Origin of the sequence: Fictibacillus sp. 23RED33 (assembly GCF_015903925.1) — a bacterium.
Taxonomy (GTDB): domain Bacteria; phylum Bacillota; class Bacilli; order Bacillales; family Fictibacillaceae; genus Fictibacillus; species Fictibacillus phosphorivorans.
This window is the reverse complement of the sequence record NZ_JACZDX010000016.1, coordinates 1-13,869: the sequence shown is the minus strand read 5'-3', so window position 1 is coordinate 13,869 and position 13,869 is coordinate 1. Positions and strand designations below refer to the sequence as shown.

The window sequence follows — 13,869 nt, the reverse complement described above, 5'->3', positions numbered from 1 at the left end:
TTTCCAGGCTCGAATAACAACACCTAGTAGAAGTCCAACACACACAATGGCGAAGGGTATCATAACCCCCGGGGCAATAAATTTAAGTAAAGTTTCTACATAACCCCACATTGTAGATAAATTAGTATTAGAAAAGAATGTAGGAAGTTGCAGCATAACTATTCCCTGCTGTTCCTTACTGCCTTAATAACTACTTGAAGCAGCATACCTACTGCGATAATCGCCACAACGATCATTAAGAATGAAGCGACTGTTTTTAAAATGAAGCCGAATGTGTTCCAGAAAAATGTCCAATCCCATACACCTGATAAATTCAATTTAGCCTAGCCCCTTTCATAGCTTTGTTTCTTTAAAAATCTCTATGACTGTTAACGCTAGGGTTACAAGAACCGCCCAGGTGATTAAAGCAGCCATAATGTCCGGGTTTCCTAAAAAAACTTTGAAGGCATAAGCCATTAAGCCGCCTATCTCCATTTGTTCAGCCCCTTTTCTGCTGCTGTTGTAATCAACCTTATGAGTGGATAGGTTACAAAACAGGCTGCCATAAACATGATATAAATAAGAATTATTGTTTTTGGCGATTGACCGACGATCTCATACATTTCCTAACCCCTCCTAATCACTCGACTTAATACCATGAAGATTAGAATGGATAAAAGAATGGTAGAGATAATCAAATCGCCCAGGCTCACTTCATGGATAACATTTATAATTCCTTTTTCTGTTTCGATCTTGGTTAATTCCCTGATCTCAACGGGTACTACTATTTGTGTTTCGTTTTCCATGTGTTTCACCCCTAAAGCAAAAATAAAAAGGGATTGCTACAACTTGCGAACAGGCGCAAGACATAACAATCCCTTTAAAAGTCCTACTTTACGCATTACCAAAAAATAGATATAATTCTTGGTAAGTTGTAAGTGGAATTTTTCCGGTTGCTAGGTATGTCCGTACCTTGTAATCCTCTCAATGGTTTGGCGACCGTTGAAAGACTGCAACTTTTTTTATTTGCTTTTTTTGTTAATTCCAATTTATCACATGGTTTTTTATGTCGTATATGCCAAAACTTTGAAACTATATGCCAAAACTTTTTAAAAATCATTTTTACCCCCAAAAAGAAAAAAACGAAAAACACGACTTACTGAACCCTATTTAATAACCTTTACGCCATCAAAAACAGTCCAAAAGCCGTGCAAAATTAAATATATACTTATATTTATAAACCCCACGTTTTAATCCATATTAAGCCCTTTAATTAATAATTCGTTTACGATCTCCGATACATTCCTTTTTTCTCGAATTGACCTTATTTTTAATTCATCATGAATTTTTGGATCAATCTCATATGTTACTTTTTTTGTTTCTTTTCCAACTTGTTTGATTCCTGGGTTTCCAAGTTTATTACTTCCTGGTTTATAAGTTTTATTGTTTACTTGTTTATTTGTTTTTAAGTTTACTTCCTTACTTCCTTTCTTTCTGTTTTCCTGGGAAGTTTTTTTATTTCCTGCCGCGGCTTTCTTTTCTACAAAATCATAAATAGATTTTTCTAAAACGCTTCTTTCACCGTCGAAATACCAACCCTTCTTACCACTTATGGAATAACACCCGGCTTTCTTAAGAGCTTCCACCGTTTTCTTTTCTCCTATATCCAGGCTTTCTTTTGCAATTACAGACACTTTTTTCTCTAGGGTCAACGCTAATACTTCACCTATTTTCATAAAGATCACCTCACGTAAATATTCTTCGTGGGTTTTATAAATCCTATGAACACAGAAAATCCACTCCATTTAAGAAGTGGCTTTTCCTTATTCACCTTCTGCCTAGAAAGTAATCTATCCAACTAAAAACTACATTTATTATTCCTAGAGAAGCTGTTGCTAACCCCAGTACAATCGCAGTATTAAGACTGTAAACATAAATTTCCGACATTTCACCCCGCCCCCCAAACTCCCAGGCTCACTATATGAATGATGTTAATTCCTATAAGCAACCATACTACACGTTTTTCCTCATAGAAAAATTCACTCATTACTTATTACCATTTAGAAGCTCTTCTAAGAAGTTTGCTCCTTCTTCTTCTGTAAGCTCGTTTGATTCCTGGTTTCCATCTACCCCTGTTTTTTTAACTGAATTACTTTTCAAATAATGATCTTCCCCTATTACCAGGTTTTGACCTTTTGGTTCTATCTCTATTTCTTTTTTTACTGATAACAATAATTTATACAAGTATGCTTTAAAAGAGTTTTTGTTTTTAGAAGGATAAAGAGAAAGTTTCATTTTCAATCTATCAATCTCTATATCTTTTAGTTTGTTATCCTGTATAAACTCTTCTAAAAGTTCACTCTCTGTTTTCTCTGATTTATTGATATTAGAAGACTTATTTTTATTAGAGACTTTATTATTATTAGATAGTGGACTTTTGTCTACAGGTACCTGTGGACTTTTGTCTACAGACACCTGTAGACTTTTGTCTACAGGAAAAACTTCATTTTCCTCATTTTCCACCTGTGGACTTTTGTCTACAGGTGAAACCTCATTCTTTTTGTCTTTCTTACTCTTAACACCTCTTTTAGAAAGAGCCATGCCAAGTGAGTTTCGCTTTTCCCACGATCTACATTTTAATAGTTTTGTTACTGTAGAATCAGAATAAACCGGATAAGGATATACAATAATATCAACTGTGTTTTTTCCGTTAAACATCTTTTCTTTAACATCTATTAAACCTACTTCATACATAGGTTGCAGAACCCTATAAAGACCAGATGTATCAGAATAACCAAGAGCCTTTGCAATGCTTGTTATATTTCTCTTAATCTTAAAATTCTCTGTTCTACTCTTTGAACGGTCTACCATTGTATTCAGCTTCAACCATTTAACAAATATAGTTTCGGAAATTTTAACTTGTGTTCCCTCTTTGATCTTCATTGAATTACTTGAATTTATTACAGGTGTTTTTTCTCCTTTTTCAAAGAACACCCATCTATCTAGTTGCCCATAATGTAGGACATGAGTTAAAAAATCACGATCTGTAAAACTGTTTTCACCTTGTGTAATAAATACTTGTTCAGTCATTTTTGACGTTCTCCCTTATTCTTACAAAATTTGATAAATTCTACCCGTTGCAAGAAAAGGTTTTTATCATTACTATTAGTAATGAGAACTACCTTTCTTGAACTTCTTGCAAAGGTTTGTTTGAGGGAGAAGGCGCTGCCTTCTCCTATGCCTTTTAGTGGGTTATACCACTAAACAAAACTTTCGCCCCGTTTTATGTATCCCTGTTTCTAACGTTGTTATCCAGGCGTTTAAATCTTCCCTTGTGCAACCATTATCCAAAAGTTCTTCTGGAAACGTCTTGAAATCTCTTTTCCATTCGTACATATCCCTTAAAGCTGTTTCAACCCTACCAAACTTATAAATTGTCATTTTGTTACTAGAATAGTGTTCACGTCTAAAGTAGGTTTTTAGATACAAATAAGTAATACCTTTCGTCCTCTGCCTTTCTAAGTACAAAGGAAATCACCCCTCATTCTTCATACCATCTTTTTCGTTACCGACTGTTTTATTTATATTTCTATAAAGTGTAGCTGAACTAACTCCAGTTGCTTTTACAATTTCGCTAATACTATAGTCTTTCGAATGGTACATTTTTAAAGCCGTTTGAATGGCTTTCTCGTTCTTTTTAGGCCTGCCCCCTTGCCTACCCCTTGCCCTGGCACTTGAAAGCCCTGCGCGCGTCCTCTCGCTTATAATATCGCGCTCTAATTCCGATATTGAAGCCATCATACGGAAGAAAAATCTTCCAGTTGCCGTTGATGTGTCGATATTATCTTTTATAGAAATGAATTCTACGCCTTTTTCCTCGAAAAGCTCTGCAAGTTCTATAAGGTGTTTAGTGCTGCGGCTGATCCGATCAAGTTTGTATACTACAACCCTATCGCCTTTCCTTAAAACCTTTAGAAGTTCGTTTAATGCCGGGCGATCTTTCTTGCTGCCTGTAATTTTTTCCTCGAAAATTTCTAAAACTCCGAACTTGTCTAACTCGTCTATTTGCATTTGTAAGTTTTGATCTTGTGTTGATACCCTGGCATAACCGAAAATCATTTTCAGCACTCCTTTTTTATGCTTCCATTTCTAAAATAAACTTCTTACCACACATAAAACCTTTACAAATAACTGTGTTGCTTTCTCCTGGCGCTGGCGCTTCTACTTGCCTTGACTTGAAACAATAAGGACAAGCAACATTAACAGCAACACTCATAATTGGCGAAAGCTCTGTATCACTAAAGTTTTTTCTAACTATCTCCATTTGTCTCACCCTTTCAACGTAACGTGACACTATTCTTTTTGTTCTTCATAGCAACTTTTACAACAATATTCACCGTATTCAGTTTGTTTATACTCTGTTTCATCATTTGGATAACCGCAAAAATCACATGTATAATCTGGCTGTAAGGCAAATCCGTTTTCATCATATTTAGGTAACAATTCGCCTTCTTTTATATCGTACTTTTTATCGTCATGTCCCATATGGTTCTCCTTTCTTATTGCACATAATGTTTCTAATTTTCATAACCAACAAAAACAAATTTAGTAATCTTTGTTTCTTGATTATTGAAAAACACTTTATAAATTTTTCCACCATCTACTAAAACTTCATCCTCATAAAAATCATAAACAAACTTATCTTTCTTAACACTTAGCTTTTCAGCTATCAGGCTTTCCCTTTTGTTTGAATCAGGTTCATAAACAAAAACGATAAAAACAAGAGAAGCAATTAATATTGTCATAATAGTGATATTTGCAATAATTCTATAAGGACTATAAAACATTTTTTACCTCCTTTTCCTTTATATTCATAATCTTATCAAAAAGGGTTGTTGTTGTAAAGTGAGAAAATTTGTTTTTGTAAATATTTTTGATAAAAGCATAACATATAAAAAACATCGTTTTTTTAATCTCGTTCATTCTTATCAAAAACGAACGTTTTAGAAAATTATTTCTTTGTATTCTTCTTTCGTGATTGTTTAGCGATCTTGTTTTTTGACCTTCTTTTAATCTTCTTGATCGCCTGTGTTTCATCACATTGAAACCATCTGCTTTTTTTAACTTTTGAAGACCGAACTAGTATAGACATATTCAAAATATCCCCCTCAAGATTTAAATTTACCATGTAAGAAAAGAGCTAGGTTTATACCTGAAACAGAAAGAATTAAACTAGAAACAAAGTAACTTCCTTCAAAATAAGACAGTATGCCAAATATAATTCCTAACGGAATAATAAACGGAGTAGCTTTAGAATTCGCTTCGATAATATCTTTAATATCCATATTTTTCACCCCCTAATATTTTGAATCTCCTATGGCTATTCACTCACCTATAAAAGAAATTTAAATTGAAGCCATACACTAAATATGAAAATTAAGAACCAATATATGAGAAGCTTAAATTCGTTTTTATATTCCATTCTTCAAGCTTTCTATTTTTTCATCGAGAATCATTTCTATTATCTGCTTGTCGTTATAATGTTTGTAACTATCTCTATCTAGCTTTTTGATCTCGTCCGCCTTATCTGAAAGCTCTTTTAAATATAAAGAAATATCGTAAATATCCATAAATACCTCCTAATTATATACGAATATACGTTCGTATTGTATCAATAATTTGTAAGTACCATTCTTAATATTAAAATCACATAAACTAAACCCGTTGTTAAGAGAAGAAATGCTAAAGCCCGATATAAGTAGAAGTTGATCTTTTTAAAAAGCCTGTGGTGTTTCCCGTTCAAGAAAACATTTTCACTGTAAACCGGGTCTTTTTTCATTACATACTGCCCCTTATTTGTGTTGCTGTTTCTAATACATCATTCACATACCTTTCAGCGTGGTTATAATGCCATATAGCCTTTCTAATATCTTTCTTGTATCCACTATGAGAAAGATAGTTCGCTGCCGAAAAGATAGCATCTTCTAAGTTCCAGGGGCTACGCTTTCCATCCCCGTTCCCATCAACTCCATATGCTGCAAAAGTTGGGGGCATAAATTGCATGTGACCTTGTGCGCCCACGCTAGAAACCATTAAGGGAATACGGCTATAAGAAGTTTCTATTTTATGAATTGAAGCTAATACGAACCAATCTACCCCATAACGTTCCCCGGCTGCTTTATAAAGGGGTATATATTCTTTTGGGGCTGCTTCACCTGGTAGCATTTTCACCGGGACAAAAGAAAAAACATTTTGTGAAGCTTGTTCAGGTTCAACACTTCCCCCGGTTGTAAATTCAATGGCTTGTAAGTAGGCATTTTCATAAGCTGCCTTTTTACTGTACTCTCTACCTAGCTTTAACTTTTTATTTATAACTGTTTCTCTTTCTTCCTTTTGTTCTTCTGGAAAGCTCTCTATTTCTGTTTGTAGCTGCTCGATCTGATCTTTAATAGATTCTCTTTCTTGCTGTAAAGTCTGTCTTTCGCTTTCCCATTCGTTCAGACTTGCTTCTACTGGCGACTGTAAGCACAATAAAAAGGCAAAAAAAGAAAAGGCTGCTGTTTTCTTAAGCATATTGCAGCTTCACTTCTTCCATTTGATCTATAACCCCTTGTAAGGTGTTTAGCTGCTCCTGATCTTCTTCTTTAATCTTTCCGGCTGCCTTTAATAATTTCTGTAGTTCCGGCTTGTACCACATAACAAAGGTGTAGATCATATCAAATTCATTCACATTAAAATGAAAGTCCGTTCTATCTTCTAAACTAACCTTTTCTACTTCTTCCTGAGTTAATGCTCCGATTTCCTTCTCTAGCTGTTCTTTCACTTCATCAAATCGTTTTAATAGCTCCTTACCTTCCTTGCTGCCATACGCTTTTTTAAAGCCTTTTTTAACGCTATTTCTCATAGTTGCCATATGTAGTAATAGTACGGACGTTTCAACCTTATTTAATGTTAAAATCATTTGACTTAAGCCCCCTCTAAATTGTTTTCTAGGTAGTTTTCTAGCTTTCTCATTTCTGTTTTTGTCATGTCTGTTATTTTCATCATGAAGTAAGATTTCCTGCCGATCTTAACCTTTCGGTCAACACCGAATAACTTCGCTCTTTGCCAGTGCATACATTCCCAGGGAACAAGTACAAAGCCCTGGCGCTTTGCTAAATCTTCTGCAATTTCTAACGACTGATAAAAGGCGAAGGTCTGCATTTTCTTAGCGTAAGCAACAATATTTACGCTGTTAGGATACAAATATAAAAGGCTGCGTGGATCTTTACTTTTGTAGTTTTTCGGAATGAGTGTAAATTCTTCTAATTGAATCATGCGGTTATTTCCTTTCTTATCTTCCCTCTAGCTCTATCGTGTATTTCTTCTAACTTCTCGAAAAACTCTCTTCCCTGAGGCTCTGTAGAAGGTAAAGGGAAACCCTGAACCATGTTAAAAGAATCGTAAAGGCGCATTTTAAAGAACTTGTTAGCTTTCCACATAGGTATAAATTGTTTATGCATAAATTCACCTGTCTGATAATCCATGAAGTGAAGAGAAAACCCTTTGTCACCGATCTTTCTAACGGCCACTTTAACTTCTACAATGTCTCGTATTCTGCTATCAACGTTCTTTATGGAAGGACTACAATATATTTGGACTGATTGCATTTTACGGGTAAACATCAATACTTCTGTTGCAAGTGTTGAACCAAATTTACTCCATTTACGATTAGAGAAAGCCATTTGTGCTTCATCCCAACAAACTATGCTGCCTTGTGCTTCAGCAACTTTGTACCAGTCTGTATAGTGGGTCATAGGAAAGCTATCAACTAGACCATAATTAGAGAATAGTTTAACCTTCCCCCCGTTCCTTTCTGTTTTCTCTTTCCAATGGTGAGCTAGTAAGGACATAAGAAAGGTTTTCCCGGCTCCTAATGGTCCTTCTATAAAGAAATGGTGTGCCATTACTTCTTCATCCCCTTATCTGCCAGGATTACAGGTTTAGGCGGTTTTGGTATCAATGCTTCGATTGTATCCAGGTAGTAATCAGGGGAAGCAATATGAGTTTTACCTTCTCCGACTATGTATTTATAAAGATCAAGATAAGGGTTTTTGTCACCGTGTAAGTATTTGTTTTCACCCAGGGACTTAAGAAGAAGAAGTGCTTTCATTTGTGGCTCTCTTAAGTTCTGGGAAGTATGTTTCATTTCCTCAATTACTTGTTTAACATCCGATATATGTTGAACCTGGGGAAAAAGATCATCACTTATAACAGATTGAAGCTTCTCTGCATTTGCTGTGTGTTGCATTTACTGTACAACCCCTTTACTTTTTGAAGTTAATTGCTCTACAATGCTTATCTCAAGCACTTGTTTTTTTAGAAAATAGGCTTTCAACAATATTTCCTAAGTACTGCGCCATAAATCCCACCCACGCCCCAAATATCCATATCCCTGCGTTTGGCTTTATTGAATTTAATTCAATGCCCCATACATAGAAAATTACGAGTGTACCCGTGTAAATCGTTACTAACCACAACAAAGATTTAAGAATAAACTTTTTCATACAAAAAACCCCTTTTAATGTATATTTTTACCTTCTTTATAATCTTATCAAAAAGGGTGTTTGTTGTATAGTTTTGATAAGAATTTTCTTTGTTCGGTTTTTAGTTTGTTTGGATCCATTCTTTCAGCTGGTAACGTTCGTCTTTTTGATTAAGAAGATCTGTTTTTTGATTGCTGCAGCCGATCTTCTTAACCACTAAAACCGAACATTAAGCCTGGCAGCCTGTAGCCCCTAATACAATGAAAGCTATAAAAACGAGTGCAAACAATAATCCTTTTGTCCAATCCATTGAAGTCGGTGGAACTGGCGGTCTATACGCTGTTATTTGAGATAAAACCATACTTTCTTCTAACCTTGCTAGGCGCTCGGTTTCTTTTATGGACTGTGAAGGCGCTCTATAAAAGAAGTTACGTCCCTCTTTACCGTTTGTAATCTCGCAATCTTCCAGGGGTACTTTGTAATAACCTTCTACCATAACGCTATCTGCTGTAATGCCTGTAACCCTCATAACATCACTTGTGCGCTTTTCATCATCAAAAATAATTAGTAGATCGCTAGTTTCAAAAGTAAACTCATCATCATCTTTTCTTTTTAGTAGACCAAACATTATTAAAATGCCCCTTTTCTTTTCTTGTTTGTTTTGTTCTTCATACGCTGCCACACCTTATAAGACAATAAAACAACACTTGCAGCTCCTAACGTTGTTCCTGCTCCAACAAAATACATATACACAAATGCTTCTACCACCACTTAACCCCCTCTTTAACTGCGTAATACATTCTCATTACTGACCTAAAAATTAATAGTGAACCTAGCAACACGGTAGACAGTAAAATGGAGGAGACAACCATTTGCCACGCTCCTGGTAAGTCTCCGAATACTGCGAAATACTGCCCTATATCTAAACCTTGTGCCGTTACACTCTGCACTTCTCGTAACTTTTCAATCGCTAGATTTAAGAATGTTATAGGAGGTTTAAAAATCCTATCTATAAACCCATGTATAACTCCCGATACATCCATAGGCTTTAATCTCCCCCAACTCTGATTGACGATATAAGTTTTATTGCACTAATAGCCGTTATAAACCACAACATAAAAAGTAAGATATAAGCTACGGAATTAAGCTGCATAACTTCTAAACTGTTAAAAAGCTTCCCTATCATTTCGGAATAACCATGACCGCCACCACCACGGGGGGAATAAACTAGACTTCCTAACGTTCTTCCTAGTCCAACAATGAAGGAAAATAAGACTTTTGCAGCCTCGAAGATTACTAGAAAGAGCTTTACCGCTAGAACCCCGATCATGTAAAGGAGATATAAAAACCCTTCGATTACGTCATAAATGACCTTAAAAAACGAAACCAAAAGGTCAAATAGTTCCTGAAAGAGCTTTGCTATTGCCCTCGCTATCCACTTTATTACGTCCCATATAACACCGAACAAACCGCCAAATAAGTTACCTAAAAAGTTAAACAGCGTTCCAAAAACATCACCCAGGAAGCCAAATAAACCACCAAAAATGTCACCTAAAAAGCCAAATAGTTTAGAAAAAGCGCCCCCTATGATTCCCATTTAGTATCTATTCCTTCTTCTGCTGCTGTTGTTATCCATAGCGTTATAGATCAATTCAATTAAACGATCTGAAAACAGGATTACCATTAAGAGAAAGAGGAAAGGGGAAAGGTACAATAAATTCCCCTTAAAAACTATGTCCACCATGCCTTGTAAAAGGTCTGTATCCATCTTTAACTAGCCCCCCTGCCCTTTCTTGGTTCTCTTGGCGCCCTTGCTTCTCTAACCCTCCTAGACACTTCTCTAGGCTCTCTTTTTTGCCTTGCTTCTCTTACCCTTAATTGTTGCCCTTTCGTTTCCCTACGCTCGATTTTAGAGGTCGTTTTTTCACGATCTCGTATTTCGCTTCTTACTTGTCTTCCTGGCGCTTCCGTTTTCTCTATCTTGTCTTTAAATTCTCGGCCTATCTGACGATCTTGTCGTTCAACATGATCTCTTTCTATTTTTTGGGGCTGCTGATCTTTCATTTCTACCGTTCTTCTTTCAATTACCTTTTCTGTTCTCGGACTGTCCTTTTCAACAGTTTGTGTAATTAATCTTCTTAACTTGGGAACAAGTAAGAAGGCAAGCCCTAGCAACAATAAAGGTGATATATACCATAAAAGCCCGTTTCCGGTTTCCAATAACTCACCGACTGAAAAAGGTGTGTCGCCCATACCGTATCTAGGTGGTGTTTCTTCTTCTCCTTCAAGTCCTGATTCTGAAACAGGTTTTACTTTTACATCAGGCACACCAAAAGTGTTATATTTCAAATCTTCCTTCGGGATAGTCACTGTCTGTTGTGCTGCTGGAACTATTACATATTCATCACCACCAACAAGAATTTTCACTTTCCCTGTTGTTGGACTTATCCAGGTAACTACATAATCCCCATTTTCATTCTCTGTGTACTCCACACCTTCCATTTTTGGCGGTGTTTCCTGCGGTGTGCTTGTTTCTATCTCTATACCTTGCGTTTCAATTCCGGCAGTATTTTCTGCCGTCAATTTGTATTGATAATCTGTTCCAGGCGTAACGGTTAAATCTGTCCAATATGTCCCATTTGTTTCAAACATAGGTGTATATCCATCTTCTGTGGTAGCTGCTGACACAGTTACACTTCCAAACATATCTTTTAAAAAAGACTGATCTTCCATTTCTTTGCGATAGATATTCACATGGTGAAAATATTCACTTTCTGGCAACTTCCAAGAAAGCTTTACCCGGTCAAATTTAGCTTCTGCTGTTAAATCTGTAATATCGCTTATTTCTGGGATTTTTAACGTTTTGACTTCGATTGTTGAGCCTGTCGATTCGTTCCCAGTGTTATCTACCGAGGTTACTTTAAATGTATAAACCGTTTCCGGCTGTAAATTTTCAAATAATGCGCTTGTATTGTCCTTTGTTACTGTCCTTTTATAAACTCCGTTTTCATAGACTTTAACCCTGGCAAAATCTTGTTCGGGTGGATTCGTCCAACTTAGTGAAACAGCGTTGTGTGTTGGTGTCCCTGTCAAATCTACAACATTTCCTGGCGCTGTAGTATCCGGCTGAACATTCGTTTTTACTGTAATTGTTGAACCGGAAGATTTATTTCCTGTTCTATCAACGGAAACAACTTTTACCACAAAACTCCTATCACTAGATAAACCCGAAAAAGAATAGTTTTGAATATTAGTTGCTGCAACACTACCTTTTAAAGCTCCATCTAAATAAATTTCCGCTTTGTCATAGTCAAGATCGTTCGGCTTTATCCAGTTCACACTAAAGCTCGTATCTGTAACATTAGAAGAATTTAAGGCTGTTACATTCTTAGGGGGTGTTGTATCTGTATTTGTAAATACATCAAATTCATATATTGTTCTTGAAGCGTCTGGTGAAGGATTTAACACTGCAACCTTCTTCACCCCGTTTTTAGGCGTATCTATATCTGTCGTGTTAGCTGCTGTACTAAGTTGAATTAATTGCCTTTGTATTTCTACGCCGTTTTGATCAAAGTACAGGACATAAACGGCGTTATTTGCTGCTGTGGTATCTAATTTCGCTCTTAAACGAAGGCTGAACACTTCTGTAAGGGCAGGGAATTCATACCACAATGTATCCTTTAAACCGTTCTTTTCAAGTGTTGTTCCTGTTGTTTCGTTTCCATCTGTGGAATTATTAGTACCTATACCATTATCTGTAATGCTTGTACCTAACCTTAAGGTTTTACCTTCTAACGAACCGCCTGTGTAAGCAAAACTTTTTGTAACTGGCAGCATACCCACGGTAAAAACAAAAACCATTAATGCTGCAAGAAATCTTTTTCCTTTCTTAATCTTCACTTTGTTTTTTCTCCTTCCTTAACTACCAGGTAAAGGCGCTGTGCCGTTTTCACTTGGTAAAGGTGCCGTGTCGTTGCTGTCTCCTGGTATCGGTGCCGTTCCGCTTTCGTTCGGCAAAGGTGCCGTGCCTGTGTCGTCTCCCGGTGTTGGTGCGTAATTGTCCGGATCGCCTGGGTTTTCTGGTGCTTTATTTTCACCTTCTATCGGACTTGGCGAAAAATTATCCGGGTCTTTTGGGTCTTTTGGCAACGGTGCTTCTCCTTCAACTGGCTTGTTTTTCTCGAATTCTTCTTGTGAAGGAAGTCCGGATATAGGGTCTAGTATTTTAAAGCCCCCTGTAGGGTCTGCACGCTCCGGAATTTTAGGTGCTTCGTTCTTTATGTCGCCCTCGTCAAATGTTGATTCTCCTAGCCCTGGCGCTTCTCTACCGCCTGGTGATGAAGGTTCATCCCCCAACTCAATCACCATATCGACTTCTGGTTTTTTTTCCGGTAATACTGTCCCCGGAACTGTTCCTCTTGGTATTTCTGGAGGGTCTGGAGCATATCCTAACAAATCTTCCATATCTGCTTTTATTCTTGGTGCTATTGTGTCTCTGAATATATTTGCGACTTGTTGCCAATCCGGGGCCGGTGGAATCTTCCCTATGATCTGATCTACTTTTCCCATGTAAGAATCCCAACCGGGACATTCAAAAAGATCACACCCTATACATTCGCCACTCTTTGGCGGTGCAGCTGTACACCCTTCCGGTTCGCTTAATACCTGGGTGACATTTACCGTGTCAGTTCCTACAACACCACCACTAAAATTAAAGAAAGTCATTTTCCATGAACCGTTACAAGTGAAATAGTGTATACCTGTAACCATGCCCGAACCTTGCCAGGAATCAGAGAATATAAATTCTCCATTTCTGAAATACTCTACTTTGTACTCGTAAACGCCATTAGGGTCAAAATCCACCCTCATTCTATCTGCATCAGCTTCAAAAGTTGCGGTTGTATACCCTGCAAAAACACTAGTTACGTTTAAACAACAAACTACAAAGACTATAAGAGAAAATACAAATTTTTTATTCATTAAAAAACCCCACGGTTTCTAGTATTTAAAAAGGGGGAATAGTTTTAACTATCCCCCCTTTTTTAAAGGTTCTTAACGGCCTCTTGCTGCTGAGATAGAGCCACGAATAAGAGTGATAAGTTTTGGTACAAGAGTGAAAGCAAGTCCTAAAAGTACAAATGTACCTACGATTGTAAGTAGAGCATTACCACTTCCAACTAAATCGTTAACCGTAAATGGTAGTGTAATTCCTGTAAAGTCGATTGCTGCGCCTAATAACATAATATTTTTCCTCCCTGGAAAATAAGATTTTTTATTTTTTATATAATGACCGGGGACCCGGTTATTAACTAGATCAATAGTGTTTTACTTCATAATCTTCTTCTTCCTGTTCTTTTCCTGCCTG

At 36.7% G+C, this 13,869-nt stretch carries 25 protein-coding genes; all 25 read right to left on the bottom strand.

What is annotated here, in order from left to right; all coding sequences use genetic code 11:
• Window positions 1–158 precede the first annotated feature (158 nt).
• Entirely contained in the window at window positions 159–317 is a 159-nt protein-coding gene (locus IHV09_RS22010; protein WP_072501964.1) for a PTS ascorbate transporter subunit IIC, read from the bottom strand.
• Window positions 318–333: 16 nt separating this feature from the next.
• The gene (locus IHV09_RS22005; protein ID WP_197265478.1) at window positions 334–474 is read right to left on the bottom strand and encodes a hypothetical protein; all 141 of its coding nucleotides are present in this window, start codon (window positions 472–474) and stop codon (window positions 334–336) included.
• Complete coding sequence (locus IHV09_RS22000; RefSeq protein ID WP_197265477.1) at window positions 465–602, bottom strand: hypothetical protein; 138 nt, start codon at window positions 600–602, stop codon at window positions 465–467. The genes IHV09_RS22005 and IHV09_RS22000 overlap by 10 nt, the downstream gene beginning before the upstream one ends.
• A 3-nt stretch (window positions 603–605) precedes the next feature.
• Complete coding sequence (locus IHV09_RS21995) at window positions 606–785, bottom strand: hypothetical protein (protein WP_197265476.1); 180 nt, start codon at window positions 783–785, stop codon at window positions 606–608.
• A 444-nt stretch (window positions 786–1,229) separates the two neighbouring features.
• Window positions 1,230–1,715 (bottom strand): hypothetical protein, encoded by a 486-nt coding sequence (locus IHV09_RS21990; RefSeq protein WP_197265475.1) that lies wholly within the window; start codon window positions 1,713–1,715, stop codon window positions 1,230–1,232.
• Between the two features lie 310 nt (window positions 1,716–2,025).
• Window positions 2,026–3,069 (bottom strand): hypothetical protein, encoded by a 1,044-nt coding sequence (locus IHV09_RS21985; RefSeq protein ID WP_197265474.1) that lies wholly within the window; start codon window positions 3,067–3,069, stop codon window positions 2,026–2,028.
• Between the two features lie 444 nt (window positions 3,070–3,513).
• On the bottom strand, window positions 3,514–4,098 hold the full coding sequence (locus tag IHV09_RS21980; protein ID WP_197265473.1) for a recombinase family protein: 585 nt from the start codon (window positions 4,096–4,098) through the stop codon (window positions 3,514–3,516).
• 16 nt (window positions 4,099–4,114) lie between these two features.
• On the bottom strand, window positions 4,115–4,303 hold the full coding sequence (locus tag IHV09_RS21975) for a hypothetical protein (RefSeq protein ID WP_197265472.1): 189 nt from the start codon (window positions 4,301–4,303) through the stop codon (window positions 4,115–4,117).
• A gap of 29 nt (window positions 4,304–4,332) precedes the next feature.
• Window positions 4,333–4,524 carry a hypothetical protein gene (locus tag IHV09_RS21970; RefSeq protein WP_197265471.1) on the bottom strand — a complete coding sequence of 64 codons (192 nt, stop codon included), beginning with the start codon at window positions 4,522–4,524 and terminating at the stop codon, window positions 4,333–4,335.
• A 32-nt stretch (window positions 4,525–4,556) separates the two neighbouring features.
• Complete coding sequence (locus IHV09_RS21965; RefSeq protein WP_197265470.1) at window positions 4,557–4,826, bottom strand: hypothetical protein; 270 nt, start codon at window positions 4,824–4,826, stop codon at window positions 4,557–4,559.
• Between the two features lie 164 nt (window positions 4,827–4,990).
• Window positions 4,991–5,131, bottom strand: a complete 141-nt coding sequence (locus IHV09_RS21960; RefSeq protein WP_197265469.1) for a hypothetical protein — start codon at window positions 5,129–5,131, stop codon at window positions 4,991–4,993.
• Between the two features lie 16 nt (window positions 5,132–5,147).
• Window positions 5,148–5,324, bottom strand: coding sequence for a hypothetical protein (locus IHV09_RS21955; protein WP_197265468.1), 177 nt, complete (start codon window positions 5,322–5,324; stop codon window positions 5,148–5,150).
• Window positions 5,325–5,450: 126 nt separating this feature from the next.
• Complete coding sequence (locus tag IHV09_RS21950; RefSeq protein WP_197265467.1) at window positions 5,451–5,609, bottom strand: hypothetical protein; 159 nt, start codon at window positions 5,607–5,609, stop codon at window positions 5,451–5,453.
• A gap of 208 nt (window positions 5,610–5,817) precedes the next feature.
• On the bottom strand, window positions 5,818–6,552 hold the full coding sequence (locus tag IHV09_RS22545; RefSeq protein WP_231618455.1) for a lytic transglycosylase domain-containing protein: 735 nt from the start codon (window positions 6,550–6,552) through the stop codon (window positions 5,818–5,820).
• A complete protein-coding gene (locus IHV09_RS21940; protein WP_197265466.1) occupies window positions 6,545–6,940 on the bottom strand; it encodes a hypothetical protein in 396 nt (131 codons plus the stop codon). The genes IHV09_RS22545 and IHV09_RS21940 overlap by 8 nt, the downstream gene beginning before the upstream one ends.
• A 5-nt stretch (window positions 6,941–6,945) precedes the next feature.
• Window positions 6,946–7,296 carry a hypothetical protein gene (locus IHV09_RS21935; protein WP_197265465.1) on the bottom strand — a complete coding sequence of 117 codons (351 nt, stop codon included), beginning with the start codon at window positions 7,294–7,296 and terminating at the stop codon, window positions 6,946–6,948.
• Window positions 7,293–7,925, bottom strand: coding sequence for a zonular occludens toxin domain-containing protein (locus tag IHV09_RS21930; RefSeq protein ID WP_197265464.1), 633 nt, complete (start codon window positions 7,923–7,925; stop codon window positions 7,293–7,295). Before IHV09_RS21930 ends, IHV09_RS21935 begins: the two co-directional genes overlap by 4 nt.
• A complete protein-coding gene (locus IHV09_RS21925; RefSeq protein WP_197265463.1) occupies window positions 7,925–8,269 on the bottom strand; it encodes a hypothetical protein in 345 nt (114 codons plus the stop codon). Before IHV09_RS21925 ends, IHV09_RS21930 begins: the two co-directional genes overlap by 1 nt.
• A gap of 52 nt (window positions 8,270–8,321) precedes the next feature.
• Window positions 8,322–8,525, bottom strand: coding sequence for a hypothetical protein (locus IHV09_RS21920; RefSeq protein WP_197265462.1), 204 nt, complete (start codon window positions 8,523–8,525; stop codon window positions 8,322–8,324).
• Window positions 8,526–8,733: 208 nt separating this feature from the next.
• On the bottom strand, window positions 8,734–9,132 hold the full coding sequence (locus IHV09_RS21915) for a hypothetical protein (protein WP_197265461.1): 399 nt from the start codon (window positions 9,130–9,132) through the stop codon (window positions 8,734–8,736).
• A 2-nt stretch (window positions 9,133–9,134) separates the two neighbouring features.
• Window positions 9,135–9,272 carry a hypothetical protein gene (locus tag IHV09_RS21910; protein WP_197265460.1) on the bottom strand — a complete coding sequence of 46 codons (138 nt, stop codon included), beginning with the start codon at window positions 9,270–9,272 and terminating at the stop codon, window positions 9,135–9,137.
• Window positions 9,273–9,552: 280 nt separating this feature from the next.
• Window positions 9,553–10,101 carry a hypothetical protein gene (locus IHV09_RS21905; protein WP_231618453.1) on the bottom strand — a complete coding sequence of 183 codons (549 nt, stop codon included), beginning with the start codon at window positions 10,099–10,101 and terminating at the stop codon, window positions 9,553–9,555.
• Between the two features lie 173 nt (window positions 10,102–10,274).
• Window positions 10,275–12,404, bottom strand: a complete 2,130-nt coding sequence (locus IHV09_RS21900; protein WP_197265459.1) for a fibronectin type III domain-containing protein — start codon at window positions 12,402–12,404, stop codon at window positions 10,275–10,277.
• A gap of 18 nt (window positions 12,405–12,422) precedes the next feature.
• On the bottom strand, window positions 12,423–13,484 hold the full coding sequence (locus IHV09_RS21895) for a hypothetical protein (RefSeq protein ID WP_197265458.1): 1,062 nt from the start codon (window positions 13,482–13,484) through the stop codon (window positions 12,423–12,425).
• Between the two features lie 72 nt (window positions 13,485–13,556).
• Window positions 13,557–13,745: a hypothetical protein gene (locus IHV09_RS21890; protein WP_197265457.1), complete on the bottom strand. Its 189-nt coding sequence runs from the start codon at window positions 13,743–13,745 to the stop codon at window positions 13,557–13,559.
• Window positions 13,746–13,869: the final 124 nt, after the last annotated feature.

Coding starts and splice junctions, on each gene's coding strand:
- IHV09_RS21950 (WP_197265467.1), bottom strand. CDS start 5,609: ATGGATATTTACGATATTTCTTTATATTTAAAAGAGCTTTCAGATAAG.
- IHV09_RS21985 (WP_197265474.1), bottom strand. CDS start 3,069: ATGACTGAACAAGTATTTATTACACAAGGTGAAAACAGTTTTACAGAT.
- IHV09_RS21980 (WP_197265473.1), bottom strand. CDS start 4,098: ATGATTTTCGGTTATGCCAGGGTATCAACACAAGATCAAAACTTACAA.
- IHV09_RS22545 (WP_231618455.1), bottom strand. CDS start 6,552: ATGCTTAAGAAAACAGCAGCCTTTTCTTTTTTTGCCTTTTTATTGTGC.
- IHV09_RS22000 (WP_197265477.1), bottom strand. CDS start 602: ATGTATGAGATCGTCGGTCAATCGCCAAAAACAATAATTCTTATTTAT.
- IHV09_RS21890 (WP_197265457.1), bottom strand. CDS start 13,745: ATGTTATTAGGCGCAGCAATCGACTTTACAGGAATTACACTACCATTT.
- IHV09_RS21925 (WP_197265463.1), bottom strand. CDS start 8,269: ATGCAACACACAGCAAATGCAGAGAAGCTTCAATCTGTTATAAGTGAT.
- IHV09_RS21965 (WP_197265470.1), bottom strand. CDS start 4,826: ATGTTTTATAGTCCTTATAGAATTATTGCAAATATCACTATTATGACA.
- IHV09_RS21915 (WP_197265461.1), bottom strand. CDS start 9,132: ATGTTTGGTCTACTAAAAAGAAAAGATGATGATGAGTTTACTTTTGAA.
- IHV09_RS21970 (WP_197265471.1), bottom strand. CDS start 4,524: ATGGGACATGACGATAAAAAGTACGATATAAAAGAAGGCGAATTGTTA.
- IHV09_RS21935 (WP_197265465.1), bottom strand. CDS start 7,296: ATGATTCAATTAGAAGAATTTACACTCATTCCGAAAAACTACAAAAGT.
- IHV09_RS21920 (WP_197265462.1), bottom strand. CDS start 8,525: ATGAAAAAGTTTATTCTTAAATCTTTGTTGTGGTTAGTAACGATTTAC.
- IHV09_RS21960 (WP_197265469.1), bottom strand. CDS start 5,131: ATGTCTATACTAGTTCGGTCTTCAAAAGTTAAAAAAAGCAGATGGTTT.
- IHV09_RS21895 (WP_197265458.1), bottom strand. CDS start 13,484: ATGAATAAAAAATTTGTATTTTCTCTTATAGTCTTTGTAGTTTGTTGT.
- IHV09_RS21990 (WP_197265475.1), bottom strand. CDS start 1,715: ATGAAAATAGGTGAAGTATTAGCGTTGACCCTAGAGAAAAAAGTGTCT.
- IHV09_RS21975 (WP_197265472.1), bottom strand. CDS start 4,303: ATGGAGATAGTTAGAAAAAACTTTAGTGATACAGAGCTTTCGCCAATT.
- IHV09_RS21955 (WP_197265468.1), bottom strand. CDS start 5,324: ATGGATATTAAAGATATTATCGAAGCGAATTCTAAAGCTACTCCGTTT.
- IHV09_RS21905 (WP_231618453.1), bottom strand. CDS start 10,101: ATGGGAATCATAGGGGGCGCTTTTTCTAAACTATTTGGCTTTTTAGGT.
- IHV09_RS21930 (WP_197265464.1), bottom strand. CDS start 7,925: ATGGCACACCATTTCTTTATAGAAGGACCATTAGGAGCCGGGAAAACC.
- IHV09_RS22005 (WP_197265478.1), bottom strand. CDS start 474: ATGGAGATAGGCGGCTTAATGGCTTATGCCTTCAAAGTTTTTTTAGGA.
- IHV09_RS21940 (WP_197265466.1), bottom strand. CDS start 6,940: ATGATTTTAACATTAAATAAGGTTGAAACGTCCGTACTATTACTACAT.
- IHV09_RS21995 (WP_197265476.1), bottom strand. CDS start 785: ATGGAAAACGAAACACAAATAGTAGTACCCGTTGAGATCAGGGAATTA.